Annotated in this window: 14 protein-coding genes and 1 pseudogene; 13 read left to right on the top strand and 2 right to left on the bottom strand. The window is 57.5% G+C overall.

What is annotated here, in order from left to right; all coding sequences use genetic code 11:
- Positions 1-346: 346 nt before the first annotated feature.
- The 6 genes from AB7849_RS08795 (at position 347) to AB7849_RS08770 (ending at position 5,922) form a co-directional block, all read left to right on the top strand.
- Positions 347-811, top strand: coding sequence for a Mov34/MPN/PAD-1 family protein (locus tag AB7849_RS08795; protein WP_008212441.1), 465 nt, complete (start codon positions 347-349; stop codon positions 809-811).
- Positions 808-2,238, top strand: coding sequence for a ThiF family adenylyltransferase (locus tag AB7849_RS08790; protein WP_008212439.1), 1,431 nt, complete (start codon positions 808-810; stop codon positions 2,236-2,238). Before AB7849_RS08795 ends, AB7849_RS08790 begins: the two co-directional genes overlap by 4 nt.
- A 418-nt stretch (positions 2,239-2,656) precedes the next feature.
- Positions 2,657-3,706 (top strand): bifunctional nicotinamide-nucleotide adenylyltransferase/Nudix hydroxylase, encoded by a 1,050-nt coding sequence (locus AB7849_RS08785; protein WP_008212437.1) that lies wholly within the window; start codon positions 2,657-2,659, stop codon positions 3,704-3,706.
- Positions 3,707-3,769: 63 nt separating this feature from the next.
- A complete protein-coding gene (locus tag AB7849_RS08780) occupies positions 3,770-3,931 on the top strand; it encodes a hypothetical protein (RefSeq protein WP_157618103.1) in 162 nt (53 codons plus the stop codon).
- Between the two features lie 16 nt (positions 3,932-3,947).
- Positions 3,948-4,979 (top strand): SPFH domain-containing protein, encoded by a 1,032-nt coding sequence (locus AB7849_RS08775; protein WP_008212435.1) that lies wholly within the window; start codon positions 3,948-3,950, stop codon positions 4,977-4,979.
- 4 nt (positions 4,980-4,983) lie between these two features.
- Entirely contained in the window at positions 4,984-5,922 is a 939-nt protein-coding gene (locus AB7849_RS08770; RefSeq protein WP_369500867.1) for a sugar kinase, read from the top strand.
- Between the two features lie 127 nt (positions 5,923-6,049).
- Here the strand turns inward: AB7849_RS08770 and AB7849_RS08765 are convergent, their stop codons facing one another.
- Positions 6,050-6,997, bottom strand: coding sequence for a hypothetical protein (locus AB7849_RS08765; protein ID WP_369500866.1), 948 nt, complete (start codon positions 6,995-6,997; stop codon positions 6,050-6,052).
- Positions 6,998-7,345: 348 nt separating this feature from the next.
- Here AB7849_RS08765 and AB7849_RS08760 point away from each other — a divergent pair, with 348 nt between their 5' ends.
- From AB7849_RS08760 to AB7849_RS08745, 4 genes and pseudogenes are all read left to right on the top strand, one after another.
- The gene (locus AB7849_RS08760; RefSeq protein WP_008212433.1) at positions 7,346-9,790 is read left to right on the top strand and encodes a transposase; all 2,445 of its coding nucleotides are present in this window, start codon (positions 7,346-7,348) and stop codon (positions 9,788-9,790) included.
- A 5-nt stretch (positions 9,791-9,795) separates the two neighbouring features.
- Positions 9,796-10,872, top strand: a complete 1,077-nt coding sequence (locus AB7849_RS08755; protein ID WP_369500865.1) for an ATP-binding protein — start codon at positions 9,796-9,798, stop codon at positions 10,870-10,872.
- Positions 10,869-11,300: pseudogene (locus AB7849_RS08750) on the top strand (hypothetical protein); the annotation flags it as partial. The gene AB7849_RS08755 and the pseudogene AB7849_RS08750, both read left to right, overlap by 4 nt.
- A 345-nt stretch (positions 11,301-11,645) precedes the next feature.
- Positions 11,646-12,227 carry a hypothetical protein gene (locus tag AB7849_RS08745; protein WP_237711839.1) on the top strand — a complete coding sequence of 194 codons (582 nt, stop codon included), beginning with the start codon at positions 11,646-11,648 and terminating at the stop codon, positions 12,225-12,227.
- A 710-nt stretch (positions 12,228-12,937) separates the two neighbouring features.
- On the opposite strand, the gene AB7849_RS08740 is transcribed toward AB7849_RS08745, so the two are convergent.
- Positions 12,938-13,135 (bottom strand): transposase, encoded by a 198-nt coding sequence (locus AB7849_RS08740; protein ID WP_369500938.1) that lies wholly within the window; start codon positions 13,133-13,135, stop codon positions 12,938-12,940.
- A gap of 232 nt (positions 13,136-13,367) precedes the next feature.
- Between AB7849_RS08740 and AB7849_RS08735 the strand changes: the two genes are divergently transcribed.
- Genes AB7849_RS08735 through AB7849_RS08725 form a run of 3 tightly spaced genes read left to right on the top strand, consistent with a single transcriptional unit; the run spans position 13,368 to position 21,173 of the window.
- On the top strand, positions 13,368-16,469 hold the full coding sequence (locus AB7849_RS08735; protein WP_008212430.1) for a BPTD_3080 family restriction endonuclease: 3,102 nt from the start codon (positions 13,368-13,370) through the stop codon (positions 16,467-16,469).
- Positions 16,462-18,324, top strand: coding sequence for a GmrSD restriction endonuclease domain-containing protein (locus tag AB7849_RS08730; protein WP_369500864.1), 1,863 nt, complete (start codon positions 16,462-16,464; stop codon positions 18,322-18,324). Before AB7849_RS08735 ends, AB7849_RS08730 begins: the two co-directional genes overlap by 8 nt.
- Positions 18,324-21,173 carry a site-specific DNA-methyltransferase gene (locus tag AB7849_RS08725; RefSeq protein ID WP_369500863.1) on the top strand — a complete coding sequence of 950 codons (2,850 nt, stop codon included), beginning with the start codon at positions 18,324-18,326 and terminating at the stop codon, positions 21,171-21,173. The genes AB7849_RS08730 and AB7849_RS08725 overlap by 1 nt, the downstream gene beginning before the upstream one ends.
- The last annotated feature ends 2 nt before the right edge of the window (positions 21,174-21,175 follow it).

Below are 21,175 nucleotides of genomic sequence, written 5' to 3'. Positions count from 1 at the left end.
GCTGGGAAGTTAATTCGATCGAATATCCGGTCGTCGATGTTACGTTCAGCGGAACACGCCCGCTTCGTGTGCAGCTCACTTGCGATAACTGGCCCGAACTCCCTCCCTCGGCACTTCTTCTCATGGCAGATGGAAGTCCGCCGGTAGGCTTGCCCGGTGGGGTTTTCCACCAAGATTTGCATCCTACGACAGGGCTCCCATTCGTCTGCATGCGTGGTTTCCGTGAGTACCACACTCATTCAAGCCATCTTACCGACCTCTGGGATACGTATCGCGCGCAAGACGGCATGAACGTGGCCGGTCTGCTCACCCAGCTATGTGTCGCTTGGCGTACGCAGGTAGGACTATGACAACCCAGTTGAAGTGCACGCCACAGATTATTGAAACGACATTGCGCCATCTGCGCGAAGGTGGCGAACACGACGTCGAAACCGTAGTTCTTTGGCTTGGCCACGCCACCGCCGAGGTGACGCAGATCACTGAAGCCTACCGCCCCGATCAGGTGGCGACCTTTGATCGCTTCCACATATCGAGCGAAGCCATGCGAGCGGTTATGGCGCATCTTAGGAAAACTCGAGCAAAGATCGTTGCTCAGGTCCACTCGCACCCTCGTGAAGCATTCCACTCTGCTGCAGATGACGAGTGGGCAATCGTGCGCCATGCGGGCGCTCATTCACTGGTGGTGCCGAACTTCGCAGAAGACACGACGCTGAATAACTTCTTCGACCAGGTTGCCGCATATGAGTTGTCGTCCGACGACAGGTGGATGCACATCGAACTCCGAACTGCCCTCAAGCTGGAAGAGCCATGAATAACGGCATCGACGAAAACGTTCGCACGCTCATGGCGGCAACTGGTCTCTCAGAGGGGGAGGCAACCGAGAAGCTTTCGCTTCGAGTTCGCGTTTCACGTGCCGACTCGCCCGCCTGCGTGAATCTCGCGCGAGACGTTGAGTCGCTGCTCTCTCGCACCGTCTCCATAGTCGATCTGAACATGGAATGTGACGTCGAGATTGCGCTTGGTACGAAATACGTAACCACCGCACCCCTGCAGATATGGACAAGTCTTGATGGAGACACCTTGTCCCTTTCTGCGCAGAATGATCACGGCGAGAGGGGCGATGTAGTCCCAGGGAGGATTGAAGATATCCACGGGCTCCTTCGCAAAATCGCAGCGTGCTATCTATGCGGATTTACGCTTAGTAACGCACTGGGGTTGCTGGCAGATCGAAATCCTCCATCGTCAGCACCTGTTGATTCCCCGATGTTGACCGTGCGTTTCAGTGACTTGGGCATTCAACCTGAGCTACTGAATAGCGAAGTCATGTTACGTGACACGGTGCTAGTCGGTGCCGGTGGGGTAGCCAACGGATTTCTATGGGCTGCGGAGGAACTCCGGATTGTCGGTGAATTGACGATCGTCGACCCTAAAAAAGTTCACCGCGGAAATTTGAACCGTTGCCTTTACTTCGGACTGAACGACGTGGGCAAGAGCAAATCATCGCTCTTAGCTCAGCGGTTCCGTCGTACGGGGCTGGCTGTGACAGCCTACGAAGGTGATCTGGCAAGTTATCTGTCCACACGCCCTGGGAAAAAAGTTACCCGGGTTATCACGACCGTTGATAGTCGACGCGCGCGCCGCTCGGTACAGAATCACTTACCGCTTGAGGTCATCGATGCCTCGACAACGGATATCAGCGAAATCATCGTGCATAGTCATCGCCAACCCACCAAGAACGCATGTTTGGCGTGCATCTATCCGCATGTAGTAAATGAACAACAGCAAGACGAGCACACCGCAGAAAATCTTGGTATCACGGTGGATGACGTCCGGAAACCGCTAATTGATGAAGCGCTGGCGACAAAACTTTGCGCCAACTTTCCTGCATTGGACAAGGCTGCTCTGATCAACACGGCGTTGGACACGCTCTACAAATCGATGTGTGGCGAAGGGCAGCTTCGGACCCCGGCCGGAAAACAAGCCGCGGCGCCTTTCGCCTTTGTCTCCAACTTGGCGGGAGCGCTTCTCGCCTTGGAGCTGGTCCGCTTCGACACCAAGAGCCACTCTGCGGATGATACAAATTATCTCTTCCTATCCCCCTGGCACGCGCCACACCGTCGCCTAAGGGCGAAGAAACCACGCTTGGCCGATTGCGCGTTCTGCTCCCAGCTGGGGACGGCTAAGGCTTGGCTGACGGTTTGGCCAGACGTTTTTAGTCAAACCATCGAACCGTCGTGACTCATGGCGACATTGGCTGATCATGACGCTCAAGGCCTAGGCAACTTACTTCTTGGAAGTGCCAGCGTCGATTTTATGGATCGATCGGTCGACGAAGCATGCGTGCGCGTAGCCAAGCCCATCTTCGCCTTCCATCGCACACCTCGGGATCACGTGACGGTTACTTTCATGATGCGCCGCCGCAAATTAGCAGCATTTCCGGCCGCGTCATAAAATTAGCTGAGCTCAGCTAATTTTAGCTGGAGCCAGCTAATTGGCGGCCGTTTGAAGTCATCCATCATGTTGAACAGAGAAGCAGCCAGATCACGGCGCATCGGCGGCATTCCCTCATACGCAGTTGACCGCATCAGTGGCCGGTGTAGCATGTGCCTCACTTCTTGGGACAGACCCGAGAATCCATTCACCGTGAGGGAGCCTCATGGATTTTGAATACCTGGTCTTCATTGGCCGTTTTGAGCCCTTCCATATCGGCCACGCGGCCGTCGCCCGCCATGCGCTGGGCCACGCGAAGAAGCTCATTTTCCTGGTTGGTTCTGCCGACACCCCCCGTTCGCTGCGTAATCCATGGACTGTCGCCGAGCGCGCGGTGATGATTTGCGCTGCGCTGGAAGACGTGTCCGAACGGCTGATCGTCCTGCCGTTGCGCGATCACCTCTACAACGAAGCGCATTGGATCGCCGCCGTGCAACGGGCCGTCGCGGAAGCCGTTAAAAGTGATGGTGGGGCACCGGAAGCACGCATCGGAATGATTGGTCGGGAGAAAGACGCCAGCAGCTACTACCTGCAGGAATTCCCGCAGTGGCCTCTGGTGCATCTCCCCCATACCGAAACGCTTTCCGCGACGGAGCTTCGCCGCTACCTGTTCGAAGCCGCCGACGAGGCGGGTCGCGGTGCGTTGCGCATGCTGCAAGCCAACGTGCCAGCACCCGTCTTCGAGATGCTTGAAGCCTTCCGCAAGAATGCCGCCGTGTATGGGCAACTGGTTGCAGAGCACCGCTTCATCCAGAACTACCGAGCCGCCTGGTCGACCGCTCCCTATCCGCCGACGTTCGTCACCACCGATGCCGTGGTGGTGCATTCGGGCCACGTGCTCCTGGTCCGTCGTCGTGCGGAACCGGGCAAGGGACTGTGGGCCTTGCCCGGTGGTTTCGTTGGTCAGGACGAGTCGATTCTGGCTTCCTGCCTACGAGAGTTGCGCGAAGAAACCCGCCTCAAGCTCCCGATGCCGGTGCTAAAAGGGTCGATCAAGGGCCAGCACGTCTTCGATCATCCCGAACGTTCACAGCGTGGTCGCACCATCACCCATGCCTATCACTTTGACTTTCTGGCCGGTGAGTTGCCGGCCGTGAAAGGTGGCGACGATGCCGATAAGGCCCACTGGTTTCCGGTGAGCGAAGCACTGGAGATGGGTCCCCAGCTGTTCGAGGATCATCTGGCCATCCTGGAATTTTTCCTGGGACGAGGTTGAACCCTTGCCCCTCCCGCTGGCGGATAGACCGCCGGTTTCCCACGACGCGAAGGAGCTTCCGTCATGCAACTGCTCAAGCTAGCAAAACCCACAAATAGCCAAGCCATCGAGGACATGAAGCGACCCACGGTTAGGGAGCACGCCATGGACACGGTGTGGGAGAACGGAACACGCATTCACGCTCGAACCTTCGCCAAGGTTTGCACGCGCAACCAGCTCATCTAACCAGGGGGATACGATCATGCTCGGTTATCGTTACGTCAAAGCCAGTCCCAGCACCTACGTCATCCAGTACAAGAACGGCAAAGCCGTGCGCGAAGGCACCGGCCTCACGTTCTGGTACTTCGCACCTAGCGCCACGCTGGTCTCGATCCCGCTGGAGAGCGTGGATGCGCCATTCATGTTCCAGGAAGTCAGCAGCGACTTTCAGGTCGTGACCGTGCAGGGTCAGGTCACCTACCGCGTGTCCGCCCCGACGACGCTCGCCAGCCTCATGAATTTCACCCTCAAGCCCGACGGCACCTATGCCTCGGAAGACCGGACCAAGTTGCCGCAGCGGGTGGTCAACGCCGTGCAGGTGCAGTTGCGTTCGGTGCTGCAGGGTCAAACGCTTCAGGAGCTGCTGCGCGGTTCCGATCACCTGGTCCAGGTCGTGCGCCAGGGCCTGCAGCGCGCCGATGGCCTCTCCAGCCTTGGGCTCGAACTGATCAATCTGTCGGTTCTTGCGGTGAAGCCCAATCCGGAAACGGCCCGGGCGCTTGAGGCCCAGGTTCGCGAGCAGATCCTCAAGCAAGCCGATGATGCAACCTATGTGCGCCGCAATGCCGCGATCGAGCAGGAGCGCGCCGTCAAGGAGAACGAGCTCAATACCGAGATCGCGGTGGAGACCAAGAAGCGCCAGATCCGCGAAACACAGCTGGAAGCCGAACAGGCGGTATTGGCCAAACGCCAGGCAATCCAGGATCAGGATATGGCCGGTAGGATTGCCCTGGAAGACAAGAACAAGAGCCTGACCTCCTTGCGTGCCGCGAATGCACAGACTGAAGCCGATGCCAAGGCCTATGCGGTGGCGGCCACCATGAAGGCAGTACAGGGCATCGATCCGAAGGTGCTGCAGGCTCTGATGGTCGGACAGGCCGACCCCAGCGTGCTGATTGCGCAGGCCTTCCAAGGTTTGGCTGAAGGTGCCGGTCGGATTGGCGAGCTCAACATCTCGCCGGATCTGTTGCAGCAGCTGACGCAGCCGCGAGCCAAGTTACCGGCCAAGGCCTGACGCCATGGATGCGCTGAACCAGCGAATCGTGCTGGTGACTCGCAAGACGCGGCTGGAGGAGTTGATCGTGCGTTTCAACACGATCGAACAGGCGCGCTTCTACGTCGAGCATCTGGGTGCGGACTTTTCGGACTATGAGGCCGAGCATCGGGTCTATCTGGAAGCTGTTCGTACAGCCGAGGTGACCTTGGGTCGCTTCGGCCGTGTCCAAAGGCTGGATCGCGGATTCCTCTCCAACTATCTCTTCGCACCGGACGCCTTGGTTGTAGTACTGGGACAGGATGGCCTTGTGGCCAACACGCTCAAGTACCTCAAGGGGGCACAGCCGGTCATTGGGGTCAATCCGGATCCGGCGCGTTGGGACGGGGTTCTCCTTCCCTTCGAGGTTGAAGATCTGTCGGCTATAGCGAAGGAGGCTATTGCCGGGAAGCGGTCGCTGAATCGCGTCACGATGGCGCGAGCAAACCTGAGCGATGGGCAGGAGCTCTATGCGGTCAATGACCTTTTCATCGGCCCGCGCTCGCATGTATCCGCGCGCTATCAGATCCATCAAGGGGGTCGATCCGAAACGCATTCCTCCAGTGGAATCATCGTGTCTACTGGGTTGGGCTCAACTGGGTGGTTTCAGAGCCTGTTGGCCGGTGCGGCTGGCGTTGCTGGGCACGCACTCGCGGGGCCGGCACAAGCCATGCGAGAACATGGATTTGCATGGGATGCCAACCATTTGCAGTTCACGGTGCGCGAACCATTCCCCAGTCGCACGACACAAGTCGAGTTGGTTTTCGGGCGAGTGACTCATAAGGAACCATTGCAACTCGTCTCGCAGATGGCAGGTTACGGCGTGATCTTCAGCGATGGGATCGAAGCTGATTTCCTGGAGTTCAATGCCGGGATGACGGCGACCATCAGCGTGGCGGAAAGGTACGGACAGTTGGTGAACTGATTGCTCGGGCAAATGCGTTGGAGAGCAGAGCTTGATGAGAGTTTGGAATCTCAAGGCTTACGAGCGCTTTCAATGGAGACGCGGTGATTTTTCCTAGTCATCAATGAACGCGGGCAGGTACAAACCTTTACCTCTGGCGACCAAAGAGCCTCAATTTTTCGAGCTTTCCGATAGCTTCCCTGTGCATATGATGTCGGCCACTGGACGACTCCAGTAGATCGGTCAAATCGACGCGAGCATCTTCGCCAGGAGTAGATAGTGCGAAAGCATGGGCGTGAAACAGATCTACTGTCGTCCTCGGATTGAGACTTCTGCCCTTTAGGGATCTGTGCACACCACCAGCGGCTTGTATCACGTCCTCAAAGCGATCGCGCATGGCCTCACCAAATGCTTCAAATGCGGTTCGCGACTTCTGTATGACGTATTCACCGTTGGAAAGACCGTCAAGTACGCCTTCGCCGATCACCAGCGACACGACATCGAAGGATCCTTTGTAGCGAGGGTCTACACAAATCAATCCTAGGATATAAACCAAGGCACGACCGTAGTCGAAAGCCTTCGGATGGGCTTTTTCCGACATGGCAACGCGAATCGCTGCGACAAGAGCCGTGACCACATCGAGTTCGATGACGTTCTCACGACTCGCTGGAGACGCACCTCGAGAGAGATAGTCGACGAGTGAGTCAGCACTGTAGCTGCTGATCAAAGACGCCAGAATGGCCCTGCATGTCGGGACATCCGTATCTGGCCTAAGAGCTATCCATAGCGCGTTCTGGTGAACATGTTGACTCAAAGGGGCTGTAATGCCCACGCCATCCAGTGTCTTCCTGTTTGGTTTGCGGGTTCCGTCCAGGAACTCCTTCTGCCTGGTCTTATCGAGTGACCGCCAGCTATTTGGCGTGGCATGCAAGGACTCGTGGTTCATACGAGCGAGCGCTTTTGCGTGCCAGTCCTCGTCGTCGGCGATGCTCGCCCAAGTAGCTGTGCGAGCTTTCACAACCATTGATAGATACGCAGGACCGCGCGTGCTCGTCCAGCCATCTGGCGTACCGGAATTTTTGCTGGTGCTGGTCATTTAGTGCGAATCAATGACTTACATCAATTTTCCCGCCAAAGCAGGGGATTTCAAACCCCTAACCGATGTGCCTAATCTATGAGGCCTCGCCCGCGCACTGCGCTTCACGACGTCCTAGATAAGGAGAGACCATCACCAAATCCGTGCCAGGAAAAAGAAAAGCCCAAGGGTTTGCGTCCCTTGGGCTTTTGCTGATGGAGCGCTGACTGCAAGAGTCTGCTCCTCTAGCTTCCTGCGCTCCCATTCCTAAGTCAAGTAACCCCGTCCATGGGGTTAGGAAGAGTGCGTCCTGGCGCAAGGTTGCTGCCATGCAGCAAATCCCGACAGGTATGTGCTCGAGGAGAACGCATGACGATGAAATCCCACACGCATGCCGTGGCGGCAATGTATGAGCGAGACGTTGGCGGTTTGAATGAGCCAGAGCGGCAATTGATCTATGCCCGATGTGGGCTGACCCAGGCACAGATCGCGAACGCAGAAACAATGGTGCGCAACAGCGGACTTCGCGATGTCGGTAGTGGCGCGTTAAACAATGTGCGTGTGCAACTTCACTCGAAGAAGAATGGAAGTTCTCGAACTGTCGAGAGCCATACCTGCGAGCGCCTGTTCGCTTATTCGCTGGAAATGGATCTCGAAGTATTGGCCTATTACGTGCAGGTACCCTGCAGACGAATTATCCGCATCAAGGACAACGGCCAGCAACATGTATCGCAGGCAACGCTCGATTTCCTGGTGTTCTACAACGACCGCGTCGAGCTTGTTGAGTGTAAGTACGAAAGATGGCTTCAGAAGGCCGCGTTAGAATCGGTAGAGTGGGAACTTGCCGATGGACGCTGGACCTGCACGCCCTACGAAAATTGGGCAACGGTCAATGGACTTTCCTTTGAGGTTTGGTTCCCACCATGGCCGCTCGGCATCTACTTGCGCAACGAGGAGGCTGCATACGCCCTAAAGGGCGTAGCACTCAATGCCGCCGAGCAACGTGCAGCAGATCGCGCTTTTTCAGAGATATCGGTGGCTCCCCGCAGTCTCGACGAATTGTGCGAGATCGTTCCGAATTTTCGGGAACGGATCGCCTTATGGCTCATTGCGCACTCCAAGGCATTCGGACCTATGCAGAGTACGCCGATTGAGATGGGAAGCTGCTTCCTGCTCTATTCGGATCCGAGACAAGCAGAGTGTGTCGACAGAGGAACACTGCATCAAATCGCATGCAACTTTGCGCAACCGCAGCTCAACGATCCCCTGATAACGGCACCGACGACCGACTTCCAGAAAGCAGCGAAACGCCTGGAACGCCTGGATTCCATTGCGTGCGGAAAGGACAACCCCACCCGCCGGATGACTGAACTTGCCCGTCATGTATCCAAAGTTGTGGCGGCAGGCCGATCACGGCTCTCGGCTTGCCTTACACGATACGCATCAAGTGGCAACCGAGAGTCACGCCTTCTGGAGGGGCAACGGGTCGCCATTGAAAGCGTCATTCGGACTCATTGGGATCGCTACCAAGTTCGCACACTTCGGACACTATGGTTTGAGCTGGAAGACGAATGCAAACGGCGCAGCGTCCCGACGCCGAAGTTCACGACGCTCAATCGTGCGGTAAAGCAACAGGACGTGACCAAACGAGCGCTGGCCATGGGAGGCATGCGTGCTTACCAATCGGTGCGATCGAGCTCTGATCCGCGGGATCGGTCCCAACACGCTTTAGGCTATGGACACACACTGCATATAGATTCGTCCATCTTTGACAATCGCTGTGCGCCGGATTTGGTACTGCTTTTCCCCGCCGAGAAGCCTACCTTCTACATCGGCGTCGACGAAGCGACATCAATGCCGATGGCGCACTCGTTGATTTTTGGATCAGCTCGGACAGATGGCTTTGCCATCCTCATCCGGGAATTCGTCTTCCGACATGGCTTTCTGCCGTGCGTGATCTTCGTAGATCGAGGGCCGGAAAATACGTCCGATTGGCTAAAGGAATTCTGCCGCCAGGAACAGATCTCGTTGATGCACTCCCCCACGGGTGGAAGCGTGTTCAACGGTCTAGCCGAGAACACAATCAAACAGATCAACACGCAGGTCGCTCACGACTTCGCCGGATCCACTGAGCTGGACATGAAAGGTCGTAGCGTCGATGGCAAGTACAAGAGTCGGAACAACGCAAAGACCACCTTTCTGACCATCTCCAAGGCGTTTGATGAGTTTGTCTATGGGGATCTCCTCAAAACACCTCTGGCAGACGGTGGGACGCCGAGTGAAAAAAGGGACGAGTCGTTATCGCGATACGGGAATCTGGGAAGGCTTCACGAATACAACGATGACCTCCTCATCAAGACATCGATTCTCATCGACTTCAAAGGTAAAGCGACCGAGCGCAAAGGAATCCGGACGGGCGAAGGCTTTTTCACCAGCGAGGAACTGAAGATCCATTTGCGTTCCAAGCAACCGGACGCGGTTCGCCGAGACTGCGCGGATCCCTCGGTACTGTATGTGAAGATCGATTCTGCCTGGGTCAAGGCGTTTCACAGCAGCGCCCAGAGCATCGCTTTGATGTCGAAGCGGGAAAAGTTGTTCGTCTTGATGAGTCAGCCCTTGGTCAACCGCGAAAGGCGGAGCAACAAACTGGCCGTGGATCGGGACCGCTACCACCGGCATCGGGCGCAGGCAGCAATGCCTGCTCACCCACATCTTGCGCCCTCAGCGAAGGAGGAAACAACGTCGCCGGAAAATCTCGATGTGCGGCCACCGGTTCCCGAGTGGGATGCGCTCGAGTCACTACCTGAGGAGTAGGAAGCATGCCAAAGCTGATCATGCACCGGAATTTTCAGGTGCCCAAGGACGAGCTTACTCGGGCGATTGAAGGTGCGGAGCCGGGCCAGTTGATCTTTCAGATCGGACCAACCGGTGTTGGAAAAACCACCATGCGACATGCCGTGCTGAGGACCATCTTCGGTAGCCCTGAACATTGGGGGCCCGGGCGGGTACCTGCCATCGAGGTAATGGCATTGCTCCAAAACCAAGCATATTTCACGTCATTCGGACTGGTGGATTCCCTCTTGGGCGAACTATTCGCTCCCGACCTGCATTGGCTTCTCGACGGTGGTTCAGACAGTCCATCGGTCCTTCGGATCATCAGTGAAGTAGCGGAGTCACGCAAAATCTGGGAAACACGTCCGCGACAAACACAGCCCGAAAGAAAGGCGTGGGAACAATTTGGACAGCTCGCAAAAAATCGATCGATGCGTCTCGCATCCATCGACCAGGCCGCTGCCCTTTGCACAAATCACAAGAACACGTCGCCTGCCGACCACATCCTAAATTTGATGTCGATCGCTGAAAAACACCGGTTGAATATTTTGCTAAGCGGAGTACATACGATTGCGCAGCTTTGGAACACGCGAGCAGAGATTCGCCGACGCTCAATTATTGTCTGGGTGCCGCCCTATAGCTTTGTCCGACCGACGGATCGCGATCCGTTTTTACAGCTGCTTCGAACGCTTGGAAGCCGATATCGGCTTTCCAAGCCTCGATTGCTGTACGACATGGCGGCCGTCATTTTGGCGGCAACAGCGGGCATCTACGGCATCGTCGAGAAATTGCTAAAGGACGCATCGGTCAAGGCAGCAGGCGCGGGTCGAGGCGAGATCAGAAAGGTGGATATTGAAGCCTCGGTGTATGGCGATGCTGATCTCAGACAGCTGTGGGAGGATGTTCATGCATTCGAAGAGGCGAGAAAAGAAGGCTCCACAAAAGCGCAAGCCTCCGTCGTCGTAGCAAAATGGAATCTGCCTAGTCCTCGTCAGGGTAAGAGTAAGAAAGGGGCCGCCGAGGCTGTGAGGGCCAACGACGTGCCGCAAGGGACGGTGGCATGAGCCCTCAGCATCCATGGTGGACTACCCTCCCTCCCATACCGCTGCGCGGAGTCGGTACCGCGATGGTCGAGTCCCTTGACCATTATGTGCATCGGATGGTGTGGACCGTCGGTATATCGCGTTCTGGTCTCATCGCACTGAGCAGCGCAGGCGGTTCTCAATCGAGCAACCCCAGTCATCCTTGTGCACTTTCTGGGCTATCTCCCTATTCGGAGAGTTGCATTTTTGGTTTGGAGAGGCTTACTGGAGTAGATCAGCTTCGGTATGGCACGCTTTGGGTATTGAAAGACGTTGCTGGCAAACTTGCATTCGGGCGACCGGCCCGTCTACGACGTTGGTGTCCGGCTTGTTACAAGGAGTGGAGTCAGGAGGAGTCATGGGAGCCGCTGATTTGGGCGGTGCAAGTCTTCTCGTTATGTCCTACTCATGGCTGTGCATTGGAATCGCAGTGTTCAGCCTGCGGCGCATTTCAGCCAGCGAACATATCGTTAATGCGACGACGCGCATGCACCAAATGTCAGAGCGATCTTGGGGGTAAGGGGCAACGTCCAGCGCAGTCGGGCTTCATGGCATGGGTGGATCGACAGGTAAGCGATGTTATCGGGTTGTGCGCGACTCCCGGGCAGGCCCCTGTTCGTGCGGATAGTTTCTCCATCTACATGGAATCGTTGGTGGAGCGAGCAAAAGGCCGAGAGAAAGTGCCACGCATCCTTAAGAGCCACATAAAGAACACACGATGTAATAGCGGACCATCTAAGCCGTCGATTCGCACCATGATCAATATGTGCGCGTTACAAGGGGTTTCCGTTCTTGAGATGTTGCTGAGTCCTGAGGGCGCATCTTCAGCACCGTTGCTCGACCTCTGGAACGGCTACACCATTTTACCTTTTGGTCCAGGTCCGTATGGGAGCAAGGTGGGGATCGTCGATTGGCTTCTGCGGAAAGTAATAGCCAAGTGCAGAGGCTTCTATTTGCCGCCGATGGAGTGTGTTCTTGCTGAGACGGGATTGAGCCGCTCCTGCTTGCGTGAACTCAATGTCGATCTATACGAGGACTATGAGAGCCTTTACCGAACCCAAGCGGGGCCGACAAAGACGTATCGCCTTGCGCATGCGTTCCAGATTGCTTTGGACTACCTGTCAAACGTGGATGCTCCAAGGCTTGACCGTAACCTTTTTTGGTCGCTTCCAAAACGGGTCGCTCCTGTTGCACATCTTTCATCAGAAGAGGCTGAGCCGGCCTGTTGGTCCGCTGTCCTGTACTTGCGCCTGGCGCGTAGAGCAAAAGAACGATCGGAAAATGCCTACCTAGATGCTATGGTGGATCCGCCCTGGCTGCACGGAACTTCGGAGTAGTGGAGCAAGAGTTTCGCGGATAAGCGGAACAATGGTGCTCGCAATTTCTGGCGCTCCAGCGCCAACCATCTTGCTGATCCCAACTTGTCGCAGTCCACGATACGGCGTGGGTGCAGGCTGCAGCTCTCCTGATCGGCGGAGGCTTTGTCATGATTGAGTATCTCAGACCGCATGCTGCAATGGATGGATATCCTCAACGATTCAAGCATTCACCGAATCAGCGCGCAACGGGCCTAACCTTCCAGGGTTTCATACGTGTTGCGCCACGGCATTTGACTGAACGATTCGGCCCGCCATCCGGAGCTAGCGGTGATGGCAAGGTGTCAGGGACTTATGTCTTTGAGGATGATCGCGGTAGCACCTTGGCGATCTATGACTGGAAGTCTACAGCGCTATATGACGGCCATCCGGCGGCCAACCTCCCCACCGTTCAGGCGTTTTGGGCTTGCCGAGAATCCGCGGAGCTCTCCTTGGCCGTTAGAGGCAGCGTCGACCTGGTTGAGTTCGCTAGGTGGATTGGGGCCACGAGCATAGGCGTGGAAAGAACATTGCAATGGGTGGAGCTCTGACGCTCGGCATGCCGCTCACTTCAACAACCTTCGGCTTGGTATTTCGTCGCAGACCATGCGACATCGATAAAAGACGCTGCCTCAAGAAAGCTTACGTGAGGATCGGCCATGACAATGCCAGACGAAAGAACCAGAGCACTCCTATGGGCAGGCAGCTTCCTGATAGGCCGCATCGGCCAGAACGACACCCCTCGGAATCCCGGCTGCTAGGGCCGCATCGATTTGTTCCAGGTTCAGTGATTGTCTTGGCGCGAAACGCCATCCGATCCGAAACCCCCGTCTTCGTGCGACGCACGGTGTCTTGCACCACTCTTCGGGCAGATACAGCTGGCACCCCATGGGTGCCTGCGTGAAGACTCTGCTGACCAAGTCATCCGCCGCAAGACCTGCCAGCCACGTGGCGTGCGACTGCGCCATGAAAATATGGTGGCGGAGAGGCGATCTCCTAGTGACTCCACCACCTGCGCTCCTTCCGTGAAAATCACTCGTTGCCCATAAGAACGCATCGCCATACAGTGGATGGTCGAGGCGTGCCATCTAGCGCCAAACAGCAAGTAGACACAGGGGAAGTATGGACAGCCAGTTCTTCGAGAAGCCGATTCTCAACTCGCCGTATGAGTATCCTGCGCGGCATTGGGAACTCGACGATACCGGCCAGCCAACTCAGCGTGTGCAGGCGAGCCGCCGCACAGCTGAGTTCTTTACCCCGATACCGAAACCCCGTAAGCGCAAAGGTAAGGCCGAACAAGGCGACTTGGTGTTTGACGAGGGCAAGGGCCTCTCGACCGAAGCCCAACGCTACGACCACACCACCGTCATCAATACGGTACGTCAGCAAGTGGATCGCTGGCGCCAGTTGCCGAATCCCGCCGATTGGCATGTCACGCCGGAAACCGTGCGTCTGCTGCAGCACTGGCGCCATCACCCGTTCGGTGGGATACGGCCGTTCTTCTGCCAGATCGAGGCGGTGGAAACAGCCATCTGGCTGAGTGAAGTCGCCCCGCACATCGGCAAGGCAGGCCAGGGCATCCTGGAACACCTCGCCAATGCCAACAACGACGCCAATCCGGAGTTGATGCGGCTGGCACTTAAACTGGCGACCGGTGCCGGCAAGACCACGGTCATGGCCATGCTGATTGCGTGGCAGACCGTTAATGCCGTGCGCCGTCCGACCAGCAAGCGCTTCAGTCGTGGCTTTCTGGTGGTCGCTCCCGGCATCACCATCCGCGATCGTCTGCGCGTGCTGCTGCCGAACGACCCGGACAGCTACTACGCCAGCCGCGAGTTGGTGCCCAGCGACATGCTGGAGGATCTGGGCAAGGCCAAGATCGTTATTACCAACTACCACGCATTCAAGTTGCGTGAACGCATCGAGCTGTCCAAGGGTGGTCGGCTGCTGCTGCAGGGACGTAATGGAGCGCCACTGGAGACGCTCGAAACCGAAGGTCAGATGCTGCAACGGGTGATGCCTGAGCTGATGGGCTTGAAGAACATTCTCGTCATCAATGACGAAGCGCATCATTGCTATCGCGAGAAACCGGGCAGCGACGAAGACGAAGACCTGAAGGGCGATGACCGGAAGGAAGCCGAGAAGAACGCGGAGGCCGCTCGCCTTTGGATATCAGGCCTTGAGGCGGTGAACCGCAAACTCGGCGTGGCACGAGTGATGGATCTTTCCGCCACGCCGTTCTTCCTCAGCGGCTCCGGCTACGCCGAGGGCACGCTATTCCCGTGGACCATGAGCGACTTCTCGCTGATGGACGCGATCGAATGTGGCATCGTCAAACTGCCGCGCGTGCCCGTGGCCGAGAACATCCCCGGCGACGAAATGCCGATGTTCCGCAAGTTGTGGGAGCACATCGGCAAGAAGATGCCCAAGAAGGGCCGCGGCAAGAACGCTACGCTCGACCCACTCAGCATTCCAGTGGAGCTGCAGACCGCACTGCAGGCACTGTACGGGCATTACGAGAAAACCTACGTGCTCTGGAAGGCCTCCGGCATCAAGGTGCCGCCGTGCTTTATCGTGGTGTGCAACAACACAGCCACGTCCAAGCTGGTCTACGACTACATCTCGGGCTTCGTCCGCGATAACGAGGATGGCACGTCCAACGTCGTCAACGGTCGCCTGGAACTGTTCCGCAACTTCGACGAGCACGACAATCCGCTGCCGCGGCCCAACACCTTGCTGATCGACAGCGAGCAGCTCGAATCCGGCGATGCGCTCGACAAGGGTTTTCGCGACATGGCCGATCCCGAGATCGAGCTGTTCAAGCGCGAGGCGCTCGAACGCGGCGGCGCCTTGGCCAACGATCTGCGCGAGGGCAAGGACATCGACGATGCCACGCTCCTGCGCGAGGTCATGAACACAGTCGGCAAGCCAGGCTCGCTGGGCGAATCAATCCGCTGTGTAGTTTCCGTGTCCATGCTTACCGAAGGCTGGGATGCGAACACCGTCACCCATGTGCTCGGTGTACGCGCGTTCGGAACTCAGCTGCTATGTGAACAGGTCATCGGCCGCGCCCTACGCCGTCAGTCCTACGACCTCAACGAAGAAGGCTTGTTCAACGTCGAGTACGCTGACGTGCTCGGTATCCCGTTTGACTTCACCGCCAAGCCGGTCGTTGCACCGCCACAGCCACCTCGTGAAACCATCCACGTCAAAGCCATGCGACCCGAGCGCGACGCGCTTGAGATTCGCTTCCCGCGCGTAGCCGGTTACCGCGTTGAGCTGCCCGAAGAGCGTCTAACCGCCAACTTCAACGAAGATTCAGTCTTTGAACTCACGCCAGCCATCGTTGGTCCGTCCAAAACCAAGAACGCAGGCATCATTGGCGAGACTGTGGATCTGAGCTTGGATCACATCCGCGACATGCGTCGATCCACCTTGCTGTTCAACATTACCCAGCGTCTACTCACTACCAAGTGGCGTGACTCGGGCGAGCAGCCCAAGCTGCACCTGTTCGGTCAGCTCAAGCGCATCACAAAGGAGTGGCTCGATACCTGCCTTGTATGCAAGGGCGACACTTATCCCGGCCTGCTGATGTACCAGGCGCTGGCCGATATCGCGTGCGAACGAATTACCAAGGCCATCACAGCCGACGAAATCAAGAAAGGGCGCGCAGTCAAGGCCATCCTCGACCCGTACAACCCCACTGGCTCCACCGTCCACGTCAACTTCAACACATCGAAGACAGATCGCTGGGAGACCCTCGGGCCGCCACCGAAGTGCCAGCTCAACTGGGTCATCCTCGACAGCGATTGGGAAAGCGAGTTCTGCCGCGTTGCCGAGGCGCATCCCAAAGTTCTGGCTTACGTCAAGAACCACAACCTCGGCTTCGATGTGCCATACCGCTACGCCGCTGAAACTCGGATCTATCGTCCCGATTTCATCATCCACGTCGATGATGGTCATGGGCCCGACAATCCGCTACATCTCGTCGTCGAGATCAAGGGTTACCGCGGCGAAGACGCCAAGGAAAAGAAATCCACCATGGACACCTACTGGGTGCCTGGCGTGAACAACTTGGGCGCGTACGGCCGCTGGGCATTTGCCGAGTTCACTGACGTGTTCCAGATCCAGGACGACTTCGCCAAGAAAGTTGAGGCGGAATTCAAAAAAATGATCAATAGCGTCGCATCCGGCGCAGCACAAGAGGCACCAGCAAATGTTTGACACCACCAAGGAAGACCTGAAAGACATCCTGCGCAAGGTCAACGAAGGGAAACTGCAGCTTCCCGATTTCCAGCGGGACTACGTCTGGGGTGATGAAGACGTGCGCAGTCTTATCGCGTCGATTGCCAAGGGATTTCCCGTAGGGGCGCTGTTGACGCTTGAGACCGGCGGTGAAGTCGAATTCAAACCCCGCGTCCTTGAAGGCGTGGAAGTCAGGGATGTACGCCCAACCGAGCTACTGCTGGACGGCCAGCAGCGCATGACGTCCCTTTTCCAGGCAGCGTTCGCCAAAGCGCCTGTTCGCACCAGGAATGTGCACAAGAAGCTCGTGGAGCGCCTGTACTACATCGACATCAAAAAGGCGGCTGCCAGCAAGGGTAGTCTGGAGGACGCCATCATCGGCGTGCCTGCCGACAGGATCGTCCGCACGAATTTCGGCAAAACCATTGATCTGGACGTCTCTACTCGGGATCGCGAATTCGAACTCGATCTCTTTCCGCTAAATCAGGTCTTTGACAGTCGTGACTGGTTCTACGACTGGAGAGACTTCTGGCGGGCCAAAGGCCGCGACATCACCGAGCTCGATCGTGACTTCGTGCGCACCATCGTCGACTCCATCGAGCGCTACAAAATGCCGATCATCCGCCTCGATCGCAACAACAAGCGGGAAGCGATCTGCGTCGTGTTCGAAAAGGTCAACGTAGGCGGCAAGAAGCTCGACGCGTTCGAACTGGTCACCGCCATCTACGCAGCCGAAAAGTTCGACCTCCGTGAGGACTGGAACGGCACAAAAAAGCCAGCAAAAGCTGGCCGCCATTCCCGCATGATCGGCGCACCGAACCCGCGCGATGTGCTCACCCAGATAGCCAATACAGACTTTCTGCAGGCCTGCACGCTCTTGCATACGCGCGACCTGCGACTCCAAAAGGTAGCCGAAGGTGCAAAGGACGGTGATCTCCCGCAGATCTCCTGCAAGCGCGACGCGCTACTGGGACTGCCGCTGCACGCCTACCAAAAGCATGCCGATGCTGTGGAAGGTGGCTTCATCGAGGCCGGCGGGTTCCTCAATGAGCTGAAGATCATCTGGCATAAAGACATCTCCTATCCGCCACTGGTCGTCGGGCTCGCAGCGATTTTTGCGGTCCTCGGCAAAGAGGCTCAGACAGCCAAAGCCAAGCAGCAGCTTGCCCAATGGTTCTGGTCCGTCACGCTGGGTGAGTTGTTTGGATCCAGCACGGAATCCCGGCTGGCTCGCGATGTCCCCGAAGTGGTCGACTGGATAAAAAATCCGGCATCTCGCCCACGCACCCTCGACGAGGCGGTTTTCCAGGCGGTGAGGTTGCGCTCGCTTCGTTCACGGCAATCCGCTGCCTACAAGGGCTTGCATGCCCTGCTGATGAAAGGAGGCTGTCGCGACTTCATCACCGGGCGCCCGACTGACCTGATGACCTTCTTCAACGACGACATCGACATCCATCACGTGTTTCCGCAAGCTTGGTGCAAGAAACAAGGTATCGAGAAAGGCGTGTTCGACGCCATCATCAACAAGACGCCACTGTCGAAGCTTTCCAATATCTCGGTGGGTGGTGATGCACCTTCGGTCTACCTCAAGCGGATTGAGGAGAAGCAGGGTATTTCCCCGGCCGACCTCGATGCCATCTTGCGTACGCATCTGATCGAGCCGGCATACCTGCGTGCTGATGATTTCAATGCCTTCTACGAAGCCCGCAGCAAGGCGCTGGCGGAATTGGTGGCTGGCGCCATGCAGAAGCCCGTGGTGGAAGAGGCTGGCACGAACGAAGTCGAGCAGGAAGATGACTCGATGGAAGCCGACGAAGAGCTGGAGGCCGCCTGATGGCCAAGAAGCCCAAAACCCCGCTCACCGTCGAAGCCCTCAAGCACGACGAGGCCACTCGCAAGAACATCCCCACCGCCGAATACCAGTCGCTGATGCAGAAGGAGGACAGCGCGCCAGTGCGCGTGGCCTATCCGCGCGGCAACAACGGGCTGGACGAGGAGAAGGCGCAGCGCAATCGCGATCTGGACCCGCAGCTTGTGTGGCGTGGCAAGGATCAGCAGGACTGGTCCGATCTGGTGGTCAACGCGCCGCCGCTGTACATCCAGGAGAAGGTGCATCCCAAGGTGCTGATCGACGACCTGCGCCGCGAGACTGAGCGCAGGCAGGAAGCCATCGCGGAGACGCAGGCCGGCAACATGGCCGACCTGTTCGCCGACTTCAACGGCCTGCCCAGCGACAACGCCAAGACAGAGTTCTACCAGCATGACGCACACTGGGCCAATCGCATGATCCTGGGCGACAGCCTGCAGGTGATGGCGTCATTGGCCGAGCGCGAAGGCCTGCGCGGCAAGGTGCAGTGCATCTACTTCGATCCGCCTTACGGCATCAAATTCAACTCCAACTTTCAGTGGTCCACTACCAGCCGCGACGTCAAGGACGGCAACACCGACCACATCACGCGCGAACCGGAGCAGGTCAAGGCGTTTCGCGATACGTGGCGCGATGGCATCCATTCGTATCTAACGTATCTGCGCGACCGGTTGATGGTGGCGCGGGACCTGCTGACCGAGTCCGGGTCGATCTTTGTACAGATAGGGGATGAGAATGTTCACCGGGTGCGGGCGGTGATGGATGAGGTGTTTGGTGACGGAAACGCCATCGCCACGATTCCTTTCAAAAAAACGTCTGCACTGGGCGGGAAGACCCTCGATGTCGTTTACGACACGATTCTGTTCTATGCGAAAGACAAAGAGAACCTCAAATATAGAAAGCAGTTGATGTCCATCGGGCACGACACCTACGCGTATCCGAATGTGGAATCGATCGATGGTAGCTGGCGCCGACTGTCATCAGACGAGCGCGGAGATTTCGATCCAGCTTTTGGGCGCTTGTTTCGCACTGACAACATCACATCCCAAAGCGGAGGGGAAAAGACGGCTTTCCCAGTTAACATCGAAGGCAAGCTTCTCAAGCCATCAAAGGGATCGTTTTGGAAAACAAACGAGCGTGGGATGAACGTGCTCGCGAAAGCCGGAAGGTTAAAGGTAGTCGGAAACACCTTGACGTATACGCGCTATCAGGATGACTTTCCGGCGCGAGCACTTACTGCTTGGTGGGACGACACGATTCAATCGACCTTTGCAGCCAAAAACATCTATGTGGTCCAAACCTATACGAAGGTCGTTCAGCGCTGCCTCCTAATGGCTACCGATCCTGGGGACCTAGTGCTCGACCCAACCTGCGGTTCCGGCACCACCGCCTATGTGGCCGAACAGTGGGGGCGCCGCTGGATCACTCTCGACACGTCGCGCGTGGCGCTGGCGTTGGCCCGCGCGCGCATTATGGGTGCGCGCTATCCGTTCTATCTACTTGCCGACTCGCGCGAGGGTCAGCTCAAGGAGGCGGAGCTCCACCGCAGCGCGCCGTCCAGCGCCGCCACCCGCGGCAATATCACGCATGGTTTCGTCTACGAACGCGTGCCGCACATCATGCTGAAATCCATCGCCAACAACGCTGAGATCGACGTGATCTGGGACAAGTTTCAGCAGGCGATGGAACCGGTACGGGGGGCCTTGAACAAGGCGCTCGGAAAGCACTGGCAGGAGTGGGAGATTCCGCGCGAGGTCGATGGCAAATGGTCGGTCGAAGCGAAGCAACTGCATGCCGACTGGTGGCAACAGCGGATCGCACGCCAGTGCGAGATCGACGCCTCCATCGCTGCCACGGCCGGCAGCGAATATCTCTACGACAAACCCTACGAGGACAAGAAGAAAGTCCGCGTGGCCGGCCCGTTCACCGTCGAAAGCCTGTCGCCGCACCGCGTGCTGGGTGTGGACGAGAACGACGAGCTGATTGACGGCATCGGCGAAGGCAACGACGGCTACGGCGAAGAGCGCGATTTCGTGCAGATGATCCTGGAAAACCTGAAGACCGCCGGCGTGCAGCAGGCGCACAAGGACGACAAGATCAACTTCACCTCCCTGGTGCCCTGGCCGGGTGACCTGGTCTGCGCCGAAGGCCGCTACATGGAAGGCGATACGGACACAGGGACGGAGAAGCGCGCCGCCATTTTCATCGGCCCGGAGTTCGGCACCGTCTCGCGTCCCGACCTGGTGCAGGCCGCCCGCGAAGCCGGCGACGCCGACTTCGACGTGCTGATCACCTGCGCCTTCAACTACGACGCCCGCTCCTCCGACTTCGACAAGCTCGGCCGCATCCCCGTGCTCAAGGCGCGCATGAATGCCGACCTGCACATGGCCGACGACCTCAAGAACACCGGCAAGGGCAACTTGTTCGTGATCTTCGGTGAACCGGACATCGACATCCTCGACGCCGCCCAGCACGACGGCGAGGCAGGCCAAATCCAGGTCAAGGTCAACGGCGTGGACGTGTTCCACCCCAACACCGGCGAAGTCCGCAGCGACGGCCCCGACGGCATCGCCTGCTGGTTCATCGACACCGACTACAACGAAGAAAGCTTCTTCGTCCGCCACGCCTACTTCCTCGGCGCCAACGACCCCTATAAAGCTCTCAAGACAACGCTCAAAGCCGAAATCGATCTCGACGCTTGGGCCAGTCTCAACAGCGACACTTCGCGGCCTTTCGACAAACCTAAGTCCGGTCGCATCGCCGTCAAAGTTATCAATCACCTCGGCGATGAGGTGATGAAGGTGTTCAGGGTTTAGTG

The sequence above is a fragment of the Rhodanobacter sp. FW021-MT20 genome, from assembly GCF_041107475.1.
GTDB classification, from domain to species: Bacteria; Pseudomonadota; Gammaproteobacteria; order Xanthomonadales; family Rhodanobacteraceae; genus Rhodanobacter_A; species Rhodanobacter_A glycinis.
The sequence above is the reverse complement of the archived record's forward strand: the minus strand, read 5'-3'. Positions and strand labels throughout refer to the sequence as shown.

Excerpts from the sequence above, each read along its gene's own strand:
- AB7849_RS08795 (WP_008212441.1), top strand. The coding sequence starts at position 347 with ATGACAACCCAGTTGAAGTGCACGCCACAGATTATTGAAACGACATTG.
- AB7849_RS08790 (WP_008212439.1), top strand. The coding sequence starts at position 808 with ATGAATAACGGCATCGACGAAAACGTTCGCACGCTCATGGCGGCAACT.
- AB7849_RS08785 (WP_008212437.1), top strand. The coding sequence starts at position 2,657 with ATGGATTTTGAATACCTGGTCTTCATTGGCCGTTTTGAGCCCTTCCAT.
- AB7849_RS08780 (WP_157618103.1), top strand. The coding sequence starts at position 3,770 with ATGCAACTGCTCAAGCTAGCAAAACCCACAAATAGCCAAGCCATCGAG.
- AB7849_RS08775 (WP_008212435.1), top strand. The coding sequence starts at position 3,948 with ATGCTCGGTTATCGTTACGTCAAAGCCAGTCCCAGCACCTACGTCATC.
- AB7849_RS08770 (WP_369500867.1), top strand. The coding sequence starts at position 4,984 with ATGGATGCGCTGAACCAGCGAATCGTGCTGGTGACTCGCAAGACGCGG.
- AB7849_RS08765 (WP_369500866.1), bottom strand. The coding sequence starts at position 6,997 with ATGACCAGCACCAGCAAAAATTCCGGTACGCCAGATGGCTGGACGAGC.
- AB7849_RS08760 (WP_008212433.1), top strand. The coding sequence starts at position 7,346 with ATGACGATGAAATCCCACACGCATGCCGTGGCGGCAATGTATGAGCGA.
- AB7849_RS08755 (WP_369500865.1), top strand. The coding sequence starts at position 9,796 with ATGCCAAAGCTGATCATGCACCGGAATTTTCAGGTGCCCAAGGACGAG.
- AB7849_RS08745 (WP_237711839.1), top strand. The coding sequence starts at position 11,646 with ATGATCAATATGTGCGCGTTACAAGGGGTTTCCGTTCTTGAGATGTTG.
- AB7849_RS08740 (WP_369500938.1), bottom strand. The coding sequence starts at position 13,135 with ATGGGGTGCCAGCTGTATCTGCCCGAAGAGTGGTGCAAGACACCGTGC.
- AB7849_RS08735 (WP_008212430.1), top strand. The coding sequence starts at position 13,368 with ATGGACAGCCAGTTCTTCGAGAAGCCGATTCTCAACTCGCCGTATGAG.
- AB7849_RS08730 (WP_369500864.1), top strand. The coding sequence starts at position 16,462 with ATGTTTGACACCACCAAGGAAGACCTGAAAGACATCCTGCGCAAGGTC.
- AB7849_RS08725 (WP_369500863.1), top strand. The coding sequence starts at position 18,324 with ATGGCCAAGAAGCCCAAAACCCCGCTCACCGTCGAAGCCCTCAAGCAC.